The organism is Novosphingobium oxfordense (assembly GCF_044029435.1).
Taxonomy (GTDB): Bacteria; Pseudomonadota; Alphaproteobacteria; order Sphingomonadales; family Sphingomonadaceae; genus Novosphingobium.
On sequence record NZ_CP147005.1, the window covers coordinates 1390169 to 1405330 of the forward strand.

13 protein-coding genes are annotated in these 15162 nt (G+C 65.8%); 7 read left to right on the forward strand and 6 right to left on the reverse strand.

Annotated features, from left to right (window positions below; all coding sequences use genetic code 11):
* The first annotated feature begins 106 nt into the window (after positions 1 to 106).
* Both WBP07_RS06425 and WBP07_RS06430 read left to right on the forward strand, forming a co-directional pair.
* On the forward strand, positions 107 to 1984 hold the full coding sequence (locus tag WBP07_RS06425; RefSeq protein WP_395394970.1) for an ABC-F family ATP-binding cassette domain-containing protein: 1878 nt from the start codon (positions 107 to 109) through the stop codon (positions 1982 to 1984).
* Positions 1981 to 2439 (forward strand): GreA/GreB family elongation factor, encoded by a 459-nt coding sequence (locus WBP07_RS06430; protein WP_395394972.1) that lies wholly within the window; start codon positions 1981 to 1983, stop codon positions 2437 to 2439. The genes WBP07_RS06425 and WBP07_RS06430 overlap by 4 nt, the downstream gene beginning before the upstream one ends.
* A gap of 299 nt (positions 2440 to 2738) precedes the next feature.
* Here the strand turns inward: WBP07_RS06430 and WBP07_RS06435 are convergent, their stop codons facing one another.
* Positions 2739 to 4532 (reverse strand): DEAD/DEAH box helicase, encoded by a 1794-nt coding sequence (locus WBP07_RS06435; RefSeq protein ID WP_395394973.1) that lies wholly within the window; start codon positions 4530 to 4532, stop codon positions 2739 to 2741.
* Between the two features lie 257 nt (positions 4533 to 4789).
* Here WBP07_RS06435 and WBP07_RS06440 point away from each other — a divergent pair, with 257 nt between their 5' ends.
* From WBP07_RS06440 to WBP07_RS06460, 5 genes are all read left to right on the forward strand, one after another.
* Complete coding sequence (locus WBP07_RS06440; RefSeq protein WP_395394974.1) at positions 4790 to 5542, forward strand: DUF2334 domain-containing protein; 753 nt, start codon at positions 4790 to 4792, stop codon at positions 5540 to 5542.
* 167 nt (positions 5543 to 5709) lie between these two features.
* Positions 5710 to 6900 carry a glycosyltransferase gene (locus tag WBP07_RS06445; RefSeq protein WP_395394975.1) on the forward strand — a complete coding sequence of 397 codons (1191 nt, stop codon included), beginning with the start codon at positions 5710 to 5712 and terminating at the stop codon, positions 6898 to 6900.
* A gap of 22 nt (positions 6901 to 6922) precedes the next feature.
* Entirely contained in the window at positions 6923 to 7849 is a 927-nt protein-coding gene (locus tag WBP07_RS06450; RefSeq protein WP_395394976.1) for a hypothetical protein, read from the forward strand.
* Positions 7846 to 8361, forward strand: a complete 516-nt coding sequence (locus WBP07_RS06455; RefSeq protein WP_395394977.1) for a DUF2141 domain-containing protein — start codon at positions 7846 to 7848, stop codon at positions 8359 to 8361. The genes WBP07_RS06450 and WBP07_RS06455 overlap by 4 nt, the downstream gene beginning before the upstream one ends.
* A gap of 13 nt (positions 8362 to 8374) precedes the next feature.
* On the forward strand, positions 8375 to 9526 hold the full coding sequence (locus tag WBP07_RS06460; protein WP_395394979.1) for a glycosyltransferase: 1152 nt from the start codon (positions 8375 to 8377) through the stop codon (positions 9524 to 9526).
* Positions 9527 to 9701: 175 nt separating this feature from the next.
* Here the strand turns inward: WBP07_RS06460 and WBP07_RS06465 are convergent, their stop codons facing one another.
* The 5 genes from WBP07_RS06465 to WBP07_RS06485 are packed head-to-tail and all read right to left on the reverse strand — an operon-like array spanning position 9702 to position 14788.
* The gene (locus tag WBP07_RS06465; protein ID WP_395395737.1) at positions 9702 to 11093 is read right to left on the reverse strand and encodes an efflux transporter outer membrane subunit; all 1392 of its coding nucleotides are present in this window, start codon (positions 11091 to 11093) and stop codon (positions 9702 to 9704) included.
* A gap of 41 nt (positions 11094 to 11134) precedes the next feature.
* Positions 11135 to 12097, reverse strand: a complete 963-nt coding sequence (locus WBP07_RS06470; RefSeq protein ID WP_395394981.1) for an efflux RND transporter periplasmic adaptor subunit — start codon at positions 12095 to 12097, stop codon at positions 11135 to 11137.
* A complete protein-coding gene (locus tag WBP07_RS06475; RefSeq protein WP_395394983.1) occupies positions 12094 to 12309 on the reverse strand; it encodes a DUF1656 domain-containing protein in 216 nt (71 codons plus the stop codon). The genes WBP07_RS06470 and WBP07_RS06475 overlap by 4 nt, the downstream gene beginning before the upstream one ends.
* Positions 12306 to 14354: an FUSC family protein gene (locus WBP07_RS06480; RefSeq protein ID WP_395394985.1), complete on the reverse strand. Its 2049-nt coding sequence runs from the start codon at positions 14352 to 14354 to the stop codon at positions 12306 to 12308. The genes WBP07_RS06475 and WBP07_RS06480 overlap by 4 nt, the downstream gene beginning before the upstream one ends.
* Positions 14351 to 14788, reverse strand: a complete 438-nt coding sequence (locus tag WBP07_RS06485) for a MarR family winged helix-turn-helix transcriptional regulator (protein WP_395394987.1) — start codon at positions 14786 to 14788, stop codon at positions 14351 to 14353. Before WBP07_RS06485 ends, WBP07_RS06480 begins: the two co-directional genes overlap by 4 nt.
* Positions 14789 to 15162: the final 374 nt, after the last annotated feature.

The following is a 15162-nucleotide window of genomic DNA, read 5'->3' on the forward strand; positions in this document are numbered from 1 at the left end:
GAAGATGGCGAGCCTGCCGCGCCCCTGCCCGCAAAACCACGTCGCAAAAATCTTATGGTGGGAAGATGTTTCCAACCGGGCGCAAAATCCTCTAGGCGCTGCCCCCATGCTGACGATCCGCGACATTACCGTCCGCCTTGGCGGGCGCACCATCCTCGACCAGGCCGCTGCCACGATCCCCAAGGACGGCAAGGTAGGCCTGATCGGCCGCAACGGCGCGGGCAAGTCCACGCTGGTAAAGGCCATCATCGGGCAGTTGGAGCCTGATAGCGGCTCGGTCGAAATGCCCCGCCGTGCCCGGCTTGGATACATCGCGCAGGAAGCGCCCACCGGCAATCAGACCGCCATCGGCGCGGTGCTGGACGCGGATGCGGAACGCACCGCCCTGCTCGCCGAAGCCGAAACCTGCACCGATCCCAACCGCCTTGGCGACCTGCATGACCGCCTGATCGCGATCGATGCCTACACCGCCGAAGCCCGCGCCGCGCGCATTCTGGTGGGCCTGGGTTTCGATGAGGAAATGCAGAACCGCCCGCTGGACAGCTTCTCCGGTGGCTGGAAGATGCGCGTGGCGCTGGCCGGCCTGCTGTTCTCGCAGCCCGACGTGCTGCTGCTCGACGAACCTTCGAACCACCTCGATCTTGAAGCGACGCTGTGGCTTGAAAACTTCCTCCAGACCTATCCCAAGACGCTGATCGTCATCAGCCACGAGCGCGACCTGCTGAACAACGTGGTCGATCACATCCTGCATCTCCAGCACGGCAAGCTGGCGCTTTATCCCGGCACGTACGACAGCTTTGAGCGCATTCGGGCCGAGCGTGCTGCTCAGGCCGCTGCGGCACGGGCGAATCAGGAGGCGCAGCGCAAGAAGCTGGCCGACTACGTGGCGCGCAACTCCGCACGCGCTTCCACCGCGAAGCAGGCCCAGTCGCGCGCCAAGATGCTGGCAAAGATGCAGCCGATCGCGTCGATGATGGACGATCCCTCGCTCAGCTTCGATTTCCCCAGCCCCAACGAGCTGCGTCCGCCTCTCGTCACGCTGGACCTTGCCGCCGTGGGCTACGAGGCTGAAAAACCGATCCTGCGCCGCCTGAACCTGCGCATCGATCCCGAAGACCGCATCGCCCTGCTTGGCCGCAACGGTAACGGCAAGACCACGCTGGCACGCCTGCTGGCCCGCCAGCTTGAGCCGATGGAGGGTTCGCTTTCCTTCTCGCCCAAGATCCGCATCGGCTATTTCACCCAGTATCAGGTGGAGGAATTGCCGTCCGGTTCTACCCCGCTGGAACTGATGACGCGCGCCATGACCGACAAGCCGCCAGTCGCCGTGCGCGGGCAGCTTGGCCGCTTCGGTTTTTCGGGCAACCGGGCGACGGCGGAAATCGGCACGCTTTCGGGCGGCGAGCGTGCGCGTCTGGCGCTAGCGCTGGTCACCCGCGACGCGCCGCACATGCTGATCCTCGACGAACCGACCAACCACCTGGACGTCGACGCGCGCGAAGCGCTGGTCCAGGCGCTCAATTCGTTCGAAGGTGCTGTGATCCTGGTCAGCCACGACCGTCACATGGTGGAATTGGCCGCCGACCGTCTGGTACTGGTCGATCAGGGCACGGCGACCAACTACGACGGTTCGATGGAGGATTACATCGACTTCGTGCTCGGCCGTAACCAGCCCAAGGGCGACGGCGCGGCGGGCGGAAGCAAGCCGGCGCGCAAGTCCGGTGCAGTCGCGCGTGAAGAACTCAAGGCCCTGCGCAAGAAGGTCTCCGAGACGGAAACGCGCATGAAGCGTATCCAACAGCAGTTGGACGCGCTGGACGCCGTGCTCGCCGATCCGGCCACCGCCAAGGGCGATCTCGCCAAGCTCAATATCGGTGAGATCGGCAAGCGACGCACTCAGGCCGCCAGCGAACTGGAACTGGCCGAAGCCGGCTGGTTCGAGGCAAGCGAGGCCATGGACGAGTACATGGGAGGTAATGCGTGAGCGTAGCCTTCCGGCGTGACGGCGACGAGGAGCATCTTGAACCCAAGTTCGAAGTGCCGATCCCGCCGGGGCCGAACCTCGTCACCGTTGACGGCCTTGCGTTGATCCATGCCCGCATCGCGGCGCTGGAGGCGGAAGTTCCGACGCTGACGGATGAAACGGCGCTCAATACCGCGAAGCGGGATTTGCGCTATTGGCGCAAGCGGCTGGCGACGGCGGAAGTGCAGCCTGCGCCTTCGGGCGACGTGGCGATGTTCGGCCACTGCGTGCGGTTCGCGCTGAACGGCAAGGAACGGGAAGTTCGCATCGTCGGGCATGACGAGGCGGATCCGGCCAAGGGTGCCCTCGCCTTCACCGCCCCGCTCGCGCGCGCTTTGCTGGGAGCGGAAGTGGGTGAGTTCGTCGATTTCAACGGACAGGAAGAGGCCATTGAGGTGCTGGCGCTGAGCGCCTGAGCTTCGGAGTCTAAACTCAAACTGCCTGTTTTTGCGGGGCTCGTCAGCCTGACAATATCACATCGTCGCCCCCGCGAAGGCGGGGGCCCCGCTTCCTTCGCGCTCCGGCAGCAGAAAAGCGGGATCCCCGCCTTCGCGGGGATGACGGGGTTTGGATTTCAGAGGTTGGGTTAGCTCTTTCCTGCGGCTGAAATTCGACCTTCCGGCTCCCACAAGCGCCGAAGTCCAACTCTTCCTGAAAACGCCAGCCAAAGAAAAAGGCGGGGAACTTGCCCCCGCCTTCATCAATTCCTCAGTCCTCAGGACTGCCAGTTGCCCTTCTTGGGCTTCTTGTGGAACGGCTTGCCGCCACCACCGCTACGCTCGGGACGAGCGCCGCCGGTCGGGCGGGGCTGGTAGCCACCACGACCACCTTCTTCACGGCCATGCGGCTTGCGACCGCGACCCTGCGGGCCTTCACGGTCACGGCGACGATCACGGGCCACCTCGCGCGGGGTGTCCTGCGCCTGCACGATGCGGATAGTGTTCTCCACGTCGCCGCTGTCGTCATGCGCGGTGCGCTCCACGGCGCGGACGAACTGCTCGGCCTGCGCGCGCGGGATCTGGAAGTAGGTTTCGTTGGCCATGATGCGGATCTGGCCAACCGCGTTGCGGGTGACGTGACCGCGACGGCACAGCAGCGGCAGGATCCAGCGCGGATCGGCGTTCTGCTGGCGGCCAACATCCATGGTGAACCACACGACATCGTCAAAGCCCGGACGCTGGCGCGCCTCGCGTGCTTCGGGGCTGTTGCCGATCAGTTCTTCAGGCTGCGGCATGGCGGCGCGATGCGCCTTGACCAGAGCCGCTGCCAGATCCTCGGCGCTCACCTTCTCAAGGATTTCGCGGGCGATCTCGCGATCTTCCTCGTCAGCCTCGACCGGGGCGAGCAGCTTTTCCATCAGGCGGCCACGGTCGGCCGCGCGGATGACTTCAGGCGTCGGAGCCGCAACCCATTCGGCCTCGATACGCGCACCGCGCAGCATGCCTTCCACGCGGCGACGGCGCGGGAACGGCACGACGATGACGGCGGTGCCCTTCTTGCCCGCACGGCCGGTGCGGCCCGAACGGTGCTGGAGGGTTTCGGCGTCGCGCGGGATCTCCACGTGGATGACGAGGCTGAGCGAGGGAAGATCGATGCCGCGAGCGGCAACGTCGGTGGCGACGCAGACGCGTGCACGCTTGTCGCGCAGCGCCTGAAGCGCGTTGTTGCGCTCATTCTGCGAATGCTCGCCGGACAGAGCCACGGCAGAGAAGCCACGCTCGGTCAGGGTCGAGTGCAGGTGCTTCACATTGTCGCGCGTGGCGCAGAACAGGATCGCCGTCTCTGCATCGTGAAGGCGCAGCAGGTTGACCACCGCGTTCTCGACGTCTGCCGGGGCAACGGTGACGGCTTGATAAGTAATGTCGCCATGGCCGCGATTCTCGCTCATCGTCGAGATGCGCAGCGCATCGGTCTGGTAGCGGCGGGCCAGCGCCTCGATCGGGCGCGGCATCGTGGCCGAGAACAGCAGCGTGCGACGGCTTTCCGGCATCGCGTCGAGCATTTCTTCAAGGTCTTCGCGGAAGCCCATGTCGAGCATCTCGTCGGCCTCGTCGAGGACGACGACGCGCAGCGCCGAGAGGTCGAGCTTGCCGCGTTCCAGATGGTCGCGCAGGCGGCCGGGAGTGCCGACGACGATCGTCGCACCGCGCTCAAGCTGCTTGCGCTCACGCACCGGATCCATGCCGCCGACGCAGGTAACGATGCGCGCGCCGGTCTTGCCGTAGAGCCATTCAAGCTCGCGGCTGACCTGCTGCGCCAGTTCGCGCGTGGGCGCGATCGCAAGAGCCAGCGGCGCTTCGGCGTAGGGAATCGAGCCGTCCGCCAGAAGTTCGTCGCTCATGGCGATGCCGAAGGCGACGGTCTTGCCCGAACCGGTCTGCGCGGAAACCACGAGGTCACGGCCACGCGCCTCGGCTTCCGAAACGGCAGCCTGAACGGGGGTGAGCGACTCGTAGCCTTGTGCGGTCAGAGCATCGGCAAGAGGTTGGGGGAGCTGGGAAAAAGTCATGAGTTTGTTGAATCGTCCTGTGCCGCTTGCGCGGTCTCATGGGGGGGTAATTTGCCGTGGAGTTTTGTGCGACCCTATGGTCCTTGAGGGCCCCATAGCGGAAAAATCCCGGTTTGGCGCGCTCCAATTTCACATTGACCATTCCAGCCCCTGCAAGACCGCATGAAAGACTGCGGAAATTCACCGCCGGCGCCGTCATGGCAAAGTCACGCAGGGCGCATAGTTGCGCCTCGCCAGCAAGGAGCCGCCCGAAACCGATGCCGTCCGAAACCAAGCGTCTTTTGGCCTCGATCCACGATGTGGGCCCCGGCAGCGAACGCGCCGTACTGCAATTGGCCGACATTCTCGAAATGCGGCTGGGCGGCCCGAATTTCGCCATGCTGGTGGTGCCCGACCACTGGGGACAGCATCCGCTGGCGAAGGACAGGGCCTTTCAGGCAAGACTGCGCCGATGGTCCGAACGCGGGATCGAAATGTTCGTGCATGGCTGGTTTCACAAGGACATGGCCGAACATTCCGATGCCGCCGCGCGTTTCAAGGCCAAGCATATGACGGCCGGCGAAGGCGAGTTCCTGGGACTGGACGATGCCACCGCGCTCAATCGCATGCTGGAAGGCAAGGCGCTGGTCGAAGATGTGATCGGGCGCGAAAGCGCCGGGTTCATCGCCCCGGCCTGGCTCTATGGCGAAGGCGCGCGCGCGGCGTTGCGCAAGGCGGACTTCGCGATCGCCGAGGATCATTGGCGGGTGTGGGACGCATCGACCGACCAAGTGCTGGCCAAGGGGCCGGTGATCACCTGGGCCAGTCGCTCCACAATGCGCACGGCATCCTCGCTGGCCTTCGCGGGGCTGGCCAGAGCCGCGCTGGGCGCATTGTCCACGGTTCGAATCGCCGTCCATCCCGGGGATGTGACGAAGACCTCGCTGCTCGACAGCATCGATACGACCCTGCGCCGCTTCGCCGCCACCCATCGGCCTGCACGCTATGCGGATCTGCGCATTCGTCCGTAGCCCGGATGACTCTTTCAATACGGTTTTCCGTCCGGGAGGTGACTGCGACACCGCCGTCACGAACCCGACATCGAACGCACAGTAACGCCGCCCCGAAGGGTCTTGCCACGAACGGAAATTGTACGCGCCGACTGCGGATGGAGGCAGGCGGCGACGTCGGGGGAAATATGAAGGACAAGCTCAGGATCCTGATACCGATCCACAGCCTCGATCCGGGCGGTGTGGAGCGCGTGGCGCTGGGGCTCGCCATGCAATGGGATCGTGCGGGGCACGACGTGACGATCGTGCTTGGCCGTTCGGGCAGCAGCCATCTCACCAGCGCGCCGCCGCTGGACTACTGGCAGTTGCCGTCGCCGTTCCCGACCGCATCCTGGGAAACTCCCTGGATGATCCACAGCCTCTACAATTGCCTGCTGGAACGCCGGGCTGACGTGCTGTTCCTTCCCGGAAACACGTACGCCATCGTCGGCGCGGCGATGCGGGTCATGCTGCGCGAACAGTCGCCGCCGATGGTCCTGAAGGTCAGCAATGCGCTGCACCGGCCGGACATGCCGGCACTGCTGAGGCAGGGCTACGGCACATGGCTGCGGGCCCAGGGCCGGATGTTCGACCGTCTGGTGGCCCTTTCTGAGCCCATGGCGCGCGAAATCCGCGAAACCACGCAGGCGAGCGCCCGCCAGGTCGCCGTCATCGCCAATCCGATCCTCTCTCGCCGCCGGCTGACCGACCTTGGCAGGATAGAGCGCAAGCCGACATCGGTGTGGGGCACCCGCTATCTGACCGCCGGGCGGCTTGTCGCGCAGAAGAACCATGCGCTGATGCTGCGCGCTTTCGCCCGCGCAGCCCGCCCGGGCGACACGCTGACGATCGCCGGCGAAGGGCCCGAACGCGCGGCAATCGAGCGTCTTTCCAACGAACTGGGTATCGCCGCCCAGGTGCGCCTGCCCGGCCATCTTGCCAGCGTGGACCCCTTGCTTGCCGAAGCCGACGCCTTCGTTCTCAGCTCCGATTACGAGGGGCTGCCCGGCGTCGTGGTGGAAGCATTGGCGAGCGGGCTGCCGGTGCTCTCCACCGACTGCTGCGTGTCGATGGCCTGCCTGCTGGAAAGCGGCCGCACCGGCCTGCTCGTCCCCACTGGCGACGAGGCCGCATTTGCCGATGGCCTGGCGAAGATCCGCGAGCTGCCGGGCGATCCCGCCCGCGCCCGGACCGTTGCCGCCCGCTACGAAATCGAGGGTGCCGCACATCGATACATAGACCTCATGGACAGACTGCGTCGCGAGGACGAGCGCAGCCGCCAGCGCCTGCTTGATGAAAGCGCCTGGCTGCCGCCCTCCAACTGGCAACGCACTTTCTGAGCGCCCACCCCCGGAGAACTGCGTGACCGATACCGTCGCTGCCCTGGCGCCCCAAGCCCCGGCAATCCAGCTTACCCCACAGGACCGCGCCCCCAATCGGGGACGACAGGCCCTGTTCTCCATCGTGCTGTCCCTCGCGGTAATCGTTGCCGTCGTCCACGAGATGGGCGGGCTGGAAATTGCCAAGATGCAGGCCATGCTGCCCACCAGCATCGGATTCTGGCTGGTTTTCGCGGCCGGCTATCTGGTGACGCCGGCCAGCGAATGGCTGATCTTCCACCGTCTCTGGGGCATTCCGCCGGGCGGCATGCTCGCGCTGATGCGCAAGAAGATCTACAACGAACTGCTGCTCGGCTATCTGGGCGAGGCCTACTTCTACACCTGGGCGCGCAAGCGCGTGTCGTTGACCGCGGCGCCGTTCGGCGCGGTGAAGGACGTGGCGATCCTTTCGGCCATGACCGGCAACGGCGTGACCATGCTGCTGGTGGCGATCATGCTGCCGGTGGTGGGGATGACCCGGCTCGGCCTCGATTCCCGGATGCTGAGCTATTCGCTGGCGATCCTGCTGGCCATCTCGGCCGTGGCCATGGTGTTCCGTCGCAAGGTATTCACCCTGCCCCGCACCGACCTTGTGATGATCACGCAGGTCCATCTTGCCCGCATCGCCTTCACCACCCTTTCCAACGCGATCATGTGGCACATCGTCCTGCCGCAAGTGCCGCTTAGCTGGTGGCTGTTCCTCGCGACCCTGCGCCTGCTGGTCTCGCGCCTGCCGCTGATGCCCAACAAGGACCTGCTGTTCGCCGGATTTGCCGTCCTGGCCCTGGGGCACGAGGGCGACATCGGCGCCTTGATGACGCTGATGGCCGGGCTGCTGCTGGCAACGCATCTGGTACTGGGCGCTCTCCTCGCCATCCGTGACCTTGCCACGCCGGAGGCCCGCGCATGACCCTTTCCCTGCTGCTCCCGCTTGCCGCCGCCGCGATGATCCCCTCGACGCCCGATCTGGGCAAGGCCGAAGGCCAGTGCCGCCCGAATGAACGCGGGCCGGCCTTCGAGGTAGAAGTCCAGGGCCTCAAGGACCGCACCGGCAAGCTCAAGCTGGAAGTCTATCCCGCCAACGAGACGGACTTCCTGGCCGATGACAACGTGCTGGTGAGTGCGGGCAAGACCTTCCGCCGCGTGGAAGTGCCGGTGCCCGCCAGCGGCACGCCCAAGCTTTGCGTGCGCCTGCCCGGCCCCGGCACTTTCGCCGTCAGCCTGCTGCACGACCGGGACAACGACCGCAAGTTCAACTGGCGGATCGACGGCATCGGCTTTTCCCGAAATCCGAAGCTCGGCTGGGGCAAGCCCAGCGTGCGCAATGTCGCGACCACGGCCGGCAGCGGGATCACGCCGCTGCAGATCGTGATGAACTATCGCAGCGGGCTGGGTGTCGCCCCGCTGAAGCAAGGCAAATAAGGGTCGTTATCGCATGAAGATCGTCGACGTCTGCGCCTTCTACTCGCCGCAGGGTGGCGGGGTGCGAACTTATGTCGAACAGAAGCTGCGCATCGGACCGGCGCTGGGGCACGAGATCGTGATCCTCGCCCCCGGTGACGAGGACGCGGTGATCGAACGCGGCCCCGGCGCGCGGATCGTGACGCTGAAGAGCCCGCGCTTCCCGCTCGACCGCAAGTACTGGTATTTCAACGAGGCACCGCGCCTGCACGCCGCGCTGGATGCGCTGGCGCCGGACTTCGTGGAGGCGACCTCACCCTGGCGCAGCGCCGGGCTGGTCGCGGACTGGAATTCGCCGACGCCGCGTAGCCTCGTCATGCATGCCGATCCGCTTTCCGCCTATGCCTATCGCTGGCTGGGCGACGTGTTCTCCCGCCAGACCATAGACCGGCAGTTTTCCGTGTTCTGGGAACACTTGCGCCGCAATTCACGCCGTTACGACTATGTCGTCTGCGCTAATAGCGACCTTTCCCGCAGGCTCGACGAAGGCGGCGTACAGCACACCATCACGATCCCGATGGGCGTGGAAGCCAATCGCTTCTCGCCCGTCCATCGCGACCCGGCATTGCGCGCGCGGCTGCTTGCCGATTGCGACCTGCCCGAAAGCGCCGCGCTTCTGCTCGGTATCGGCCGCCTGGCGCCGGAGAAGCGCTGGCCCATGGTGATCGATGCGGTGAGCATGGCCAGCCAGCAGAGCCCGATCGGCCTTGTCATGCTAGGCGAAGGGCGCGAACATCGCACGATCCTGCGCCATATCGCCGGCAACCCGCATGTGCGCCTGTTCGCGCCGGAGCGGGACCGCGCTGCCTTCGCCCGGATCATGGCCAGTGCCGACGCGCTCGTCCACGGCTGCGAGGCGGAGACCTTCTGCATGACCGCCGCCGAGGCGCGCGCCAGCGGCGTGCCGGTGATCGTTCCCGACGCGGGCGGAGCGGCCGATCATGCGCGGGACGGTGCTGGCCGCGTTTATGCCGCCGCCGATGTTCATTCGGCAGCTGGTGCCATCCGCAAAGTGGTGCACGATCGCCCTCGTCCGACCGCCACGGCACGGACGATGGACGAGCATTTCGTCGATCTCTTCGCTGCTTACGAAGCCAGCCTCATCACCCGTCGCCGGGCAGCTTGAGCCCAAACAGGCCTTCTTCACCGCTGGGCAAGGATTAGTCTCAACGACCTCGTCGCCCCCGCGAAGGCGGGGTCCCCGCTTTTTTCCGGCGGGGCAAACAGGTCGCGGGGTCCGCGCCTGCACGGCGACGACGGGCTTCGGGTATCAATGGTTGGGCATTCTGCGCATGCCCCCTCTACTTGGCTGGCTGCGTTTCCCAGCCTCCGCCCAGCGCGAGGAACACCGAAATCTGATCGTCCACCAACGTCGCTTCGGCCGTGGCGTGCGCGACTTCGGCATTGGCAAGATTGGCCTGTGTGGTCAGCAGGGACAGCAGATCGCTGCGGCCGAAGCGGAACAGCTTGGCTGCCTGCGCCTGCGAAACGCCAGCGCTGCGGGTCGCACTGCCCAGAGCAGCGGCACGGTCCGTATCGCGCGCATAAGTCTCCAACGCCGTCTCCGTACCACGCAGGGCGTCCAGCACAGTGGCATCGAACTTGGCGAGATCGACGTCCACTTGCGCGTTCGCCGCATCGATCCGTGCCTTCACCAGCGGGCGGTTCGGGAAGCTCCAGTTCAGCAGCGGGCCGAAGCTGAAGCCGAAGCTGTGCGTCTTGCCCAGGTTCTCCAGCTTGCCGTCGTTGATGATGCCGCCGCCGATGCTGACGGTGGGATAGAGGTCCGCCGTGGCGACGCCGATGCGGGCCGTATCGCCGGCAATCGTACGCTCCGCCTGGCGAATGTCCGGGCGCCGCCGGATCATCGCCGCACCGTCACCGATCGGCATCGGATTGCGCAGCGTCGGCAGCTGCGAACAGCTTTCCACCTCCACCGGGTAATCGGCAGGCGGTTTTCCCAGCAGCGTAGCCAGCAGATAGAGCGCCGCCTTGCGCTTGGCGGCGAAGGCCGGAAGGCTTGCCTTGCTGGTTTCGACAGCAGTGCGGGAGCGGCTGACGTCGAATGCCGTGCCGCGTCCGCCGCGCTGAAGCCGCGTGGTGGCAGTCAGCGTCTGCTGCTGAAGCGCGATCACTTTCTCGACCGTCGCCTGCTGATAGTTCGCGGCACAGACGTCGGCATAGGCCTTTGCCGTGGCGGCGGCGACGCTGATGCGCACGGCGTCGCGCGCGGCTTCCACCGCCTCGCGATCGGCAAGGCTGCTCTCGATGGCGCGCCTCAGCTTGCCATTGAGGTCGAGCGGGTAGCTGACCGAGAAGCCAAGGTCGTAGGTCAGGACGCCCGGCATGTTGGTGCCGGCCGAGGTGGTCGTATAGTCGCGCTCAAGATCGGCGTCAGCCAGCACCGAAGTGCTCAGTGCCTTCTGCCCGACATATTCGCGCACCACCGCATCGGCCTTGCGCAAGTTGGCATCGGCCGCGCGCAAATTGGCGTTGGCTTCCAGCGCCTGCTCGATCAGCCCGTCCAGGCGCGGATCGTCATAGAGGCGCCACCAGCGGTCGGGCAACGGATCCTGCGAGAAATAGGAGCCCTGCCCGGATGCGAATGGGCCATTGGCGGAGGGCGCCGTTGCCGCCGAATGCTCCGGCGGCTTGTAGTTCGGCCCGGCCACGCAGCCAGCCAGCAGCGCCATCGCGCCAAGCGAGGCGGCACCAAGAAGTCGAGCTGGCTTGATCACTTGGCAGGCTCCGCCGATGCGTTGGCAGTCGTCGTTGGCGCCGGCGTCGCGACGGCTGCGGCAGGCGGCTGCTTGCCTTTGGCAGCGGGTTGGTCATGCTGCTCGATCGTCACCGTGGCGGTACGGCCCGCGATCAGGCGCACGTCCTTGGGCACATCGGTCAGGCGCACGCGCACCGGGATGCGCTGGGCCAGCCGGACCCAGGTGAAAGTCGGCTCCACGCTGGGAAGTAGGTTGCGGGAATCGCTGCGGGTGGTGTCGTTGATACCGGCGGCAATGCTTTCGACGACACCCTTCAGCGGCCGGCTTTCGCCCATCAGCACCACGGTCACCGGTGCGCCGACATGGATGTGCGGCAGCTTGGTTTCCTCGAAATAGCCTTCCACGCGCACGGAATCGCGGTCGATCAGTGCCATGGCCTGGCTACCGGGCGCCACGTAGTCGCCGGGGTGCAGGTCCAGGTTGGTGACGGTGCCGTTGACCGATGCGCGGACATTGGTGCGTTCAAGGTCCAGCTTGGCCTTGTCCAGCGCGCTCAGCGTCTGGTCCAGCGCGGCACGCGCAGTGGCGACGGCGGCGACGTTCTGCTCATGGCTTTCGGTCGCAACCAGATCGCCCAGTGCCAGGTCGCGCGCGGCCTCGCGCTGCGCCTGCCCCAGCTTGGCCTGGGCGCTGGCCACGGCCGCCTGCGCCGCTTGCATGGCCAATGTGTAGCGGGGCCGATCGATCACGAACAGCAGGTCGCCCGCCTTCACCTCCTGGTTGTCGCGCACTTCCACCGAGGTGACGAGACCGCCGATATCCGGGGTGACGCGCACGACGTCTGCACGGACGCGGCCGTCACGGGTCCACGGGCGGTTCTCGTAATGGTTCCAAAGCCAGATCGCCACCAGGGCGGAGATGACGACAAGCGCGAGGGTAGCGAGGCTCGGGGCTATCCGGGCAAACAGGTTCTTCATTGGCGGAAACCGATCAGCGGAGCGGCCCAGACCAGAAGCCCGAGCACAAGGATATAGAGGCACAGGTCAACCGCCGCACGATACGCGAAAAGGCGGTAGAAACCCACGAGATTGGCGAGGCGCATCAGTGCGAGCGTGATGATCGAGGCGATCACGGCCAGCACCAGCAAGGTCGGCACGAAAACCCCGCCGAAGGAAATTTCCCCGTTCATGCCGCCAGCCTTTCGATGGGCGCGGCATCCGGGAAGATGTTGCGCCGCAGGCTTACGAGCGCGAGCGCGCCGGAACGGGCAGCTTCCCGGTCGCCATCGCGCAGCACGGCATCCAAGGCCACGTCGATGTCCTGAAGCAATTCGGGATCGGCGGGCGCCGGGCGGTCCGGCACCAAGCTGCGGTAGTACTCGCCCACGCGGCGAAGCACGGCGGTCAGCGGCGCGCTGCGTTCGGGCGACATGTCCAGGCGCAGTTCGCGCAGTTCGCCGATGGCGATGCCGGTGCGCAGATCTCGCAGGGCATCGTAGAGCGGCTTTCCGGGAGAACGGCCGGCCATCGCAAGGCGCGGTGCAAGTTGGGCGATACGGTCGAGCATACGGTTGATCCAGGCGCGCACGTCAGGCGGCGCCATGAGGTTGGAGCGTTCGGCAATGTCCACCCAGCCTGCGCGCAATGTGCGGCGGATGGCGGATTCCGCGCCTGTCGAGCTGAGCAGGCGGATCATGACAATGGCGTAAAGGATGCCGGTAAGCTGGGCGAGCGAGCCGTTCATGTAGCTGGCGAACCCGCCGACATACCGATCCGCCACCAGGACGGGCGATCCCAAGCCCAGCAACAGCGGCACGGCAATGCCGCCATAGCGCGGCGATTGCATCAACATCCCCAGCATCAGCAGCATCGGCGCCATGGCCGCGGCGAACTGAAGATAACCGTCGAGCCGGGGTAGCAGGACGAAGCCGTAGAGCAGGCCCAGCAAGGTCGCGATGAACGTGCCCACGAAGAACGAGCGCAGCGGGGCCAGCGGATCGGGCGCAGCGGCGAAAAGCGCGGTGAAGACGCCGGCCAGCATGATCGCCGTGCCGCCATCGTGCCAGCCGCTGTAGATCCACATCACACAGCCCAGCACGATCGTGATGAAGGCGCTGAGCGCGCCGCGAATGGCGCCCCCGAAATCGAGGTGAAGCTCCCGCCCGCGCCGGCCTTCCAGCAGTTCGGCCGCGCGGTCGCTTACCGGGCGGATCGTCGGCGAGGCCAACTGGTCGGCAAGATCACGGCAATCGCGATGCGCGCCGATCAGGGTGGCAAGGCGCGAAAGCAGGCTGAGCAGGATGAGATCGTGCCATGAGGCCCCTTCTCCCACCAGCGGCTCCAGCGCCTTGCAACGCAAGCACAGGGCTTCGGCTTCGGCGGTACGCTGGGCAATCGGCATCGTGTCCAGCCGGCCGAACCAACCACGCGTATCGGCCAACAGGCCAACCACTTCGGACGGGCCGCCGCCGGCTTCGTGAAGCTGGGCAATACGATCGGCCACTGCTGCGCCCAGCGGCATGATCATCGAAAGCTGGTCCTGCAGCGCGCGCACCGTACGAATGCGCGGCGCGATCCGCGTACTCTCGTAAGGCAGGTGCGTCGAAAGCTGGTGCAGTTCCGTCACGTCAAGCGCCAGTCGGCGACGCTCGCGATCCACCGCCGGGTCCACATCGATGTGCAGCGAATCGCGCGACCAGCGCTCGGCATCCGTCAGGATCGTCGAGACGCGCTGGAGCATGAAGGCGGATACCGACTGCGGCAGCACCAGCGCATGCACGAAGCTGCCGCAGAGGATGCCGATGGTGATTTCCTGCACACGCAGCGAAGCGGTGGTGAAGATCAGCTGCGGCGTATCGACACTGGGCAACACGATCAGCACCGCCGTATAACCGGCGAGGACCGAGGCATAGGAGCGCGGCGTGCGGTCCAGCAGAGAGACGAACACGCAGATCGCCAGCCAGCTGGCAATCGCCAATGTCAGCAATTCGGGCGCGTTCACCAGCGGCGGCACCATGATGACGGCCATGGCGGCACCGACGAACGTGCCCACCACGCGAAACATCGCCTTCGACACGACCGCGCCGGCCAGCGGCTGCGCGACAATGTAGGAGGTAAGGAAAGCCCAGTAAGGCCGGTCCAGCCCGATCGACAGCGCGATATAGACGGCCAGGATCGCGGCGAGGTACGCCTTTACCGAAAACAGCGCTGCATCAAATCCAAAGCGCTTGGTCATGGTTTGCCGCTGCTTTCGGCCACGCGAGCAGCGATCCGATCGAGAACCGCCACCGTGGTTTCAAGGTCTTCATCAGAAATGCCATCGAGGAGGCTCGCGCGCAATGCATTGAGACGCGTATCGATTCTTTCTGCCAGCGCCTCCCCCTCCGGGGTCAGCGCAAGGTGCTTGGCGCGGCGATCAGTCTCGTCGGCAATCCGTTCGATCAGGCCGGCGCCTTCCAGCAGGTTCAGCGTTCGCACCAGCGAGGGTTCGGTGACGCCGACGACGCGGGCAAGCTCGCTCTGGCGGACCGTCTTGCCCAGCCGCAACAAGTGCACGAGCGCCCAGCCCGAGGAATTGGATATCCCGAGCGATGAAAGCGCGTCGTCCGCCAGCTGTCGCCATGATCGCGACACCGGCGCCAGCCTTTCGGCAAACGCCCGCTCGCGCAATCGTCTTTCCTGCCGTCGTTCCTGCATGGGCGGGTAATTAGCACGCTAACTAATGCCCGCAAGTCACCCGAACGGAGATATTATTGCAAGTAACGCAAGCCAATCGGCAATTGCACCTGCTGCGATTGCGAACATAGCGAGGTTCGGGAATCGCCCGAAGCCAGCGCGACGAAATATGTCCGCCGATCCGGGGGCTGGTGCAAACCGGCGCGCGCCGTTAAGCCTCCGGAAAATCGGTCGCTCTCAATCCGCCCTTTGCTGGAGATCGCGCTTGCGTCGCCTCACGCCTTTTCACCGAATCACTGCTCTAGCCCTCGCCCTGGCCCTGGTCGTTCCGCCCGCGGCACAGGCAGAGGCGCCGGCGAATGTTGCCG

Bases quoted from the DNA above. Each gene is read 5' to 3' on its own strand.
- WBP07_RS06425 (WP_395394970.1), top strand. From the start codon at position 107: ATGCTGACGATCCGCGACATTACCGTCCGCCTTGGCGGGCGCACCATC.
- WBP07_RS06435 (WP_395394973.1), bottom strand. From the start codon at position 4,532: ATGACTTTTTCCCAGCTCCCCCAACCTCTTGCCGATGCTCTGACCGCA.
- WBP07_RS06440 (WP_395394974.1), top strand. From the start codon at position 4,790: ATGCCGTCCGAAACCAAGCGTCTTTTGGCCTCGATCCACGATGTGGGC.
- WBP07_RS06445 (WP_395394975.1), top strand. From the start codon at position 5,710: ATGAAGGACAAGCTCAGGATCCTGATACCGATCCACAGCCTCGATCCG.
- WBP07_RS06455 (WP_395394977.1), top strand. From the start codon at position 7,846: ATGACCCTTTCCCTGCTGCTCCCGCTTGCCGCCGCCGCGATGATCCCC.
- WBP07_RS06460 (WP_395394979.1), top strand. From the start codon at position 8,375: ATGAAGATCGTCGACGTCTGCGCCTTCTACTCGCCGCAGGGTGGCGGG.
- WBP07_RS06465 (WP_395395737.1), bottom strand. From the start codon at position 11,093: ATGGCGCTGCTGGCTGGCTGCGTGGCCGGGCCGAACTACAAGCCGCCG.
- WBP07_RS06470 (WP_395394981.1), bottom strand. From the start codon at position 12,097: ATGAAGAACCTGTTTGCCCGGATAGCCCCGAGCCTCGCTACCCTCGCG.
- WBP07_RS06475 (WP_395394983.1), bottom strand. From the start codon at position 12,309: ATGAACGGGGAAATTTCCTTCGGCGGGGTTTTCGTGCCGACCTTGCTG.
- WBP07_RS06480 (WP_395394985.1), bottom strand. From the start codon at position 14,354: ATGACCAAGCGCTTTGGATTTGATGCAGCGCTGTTTTCGGTAAAGGCG.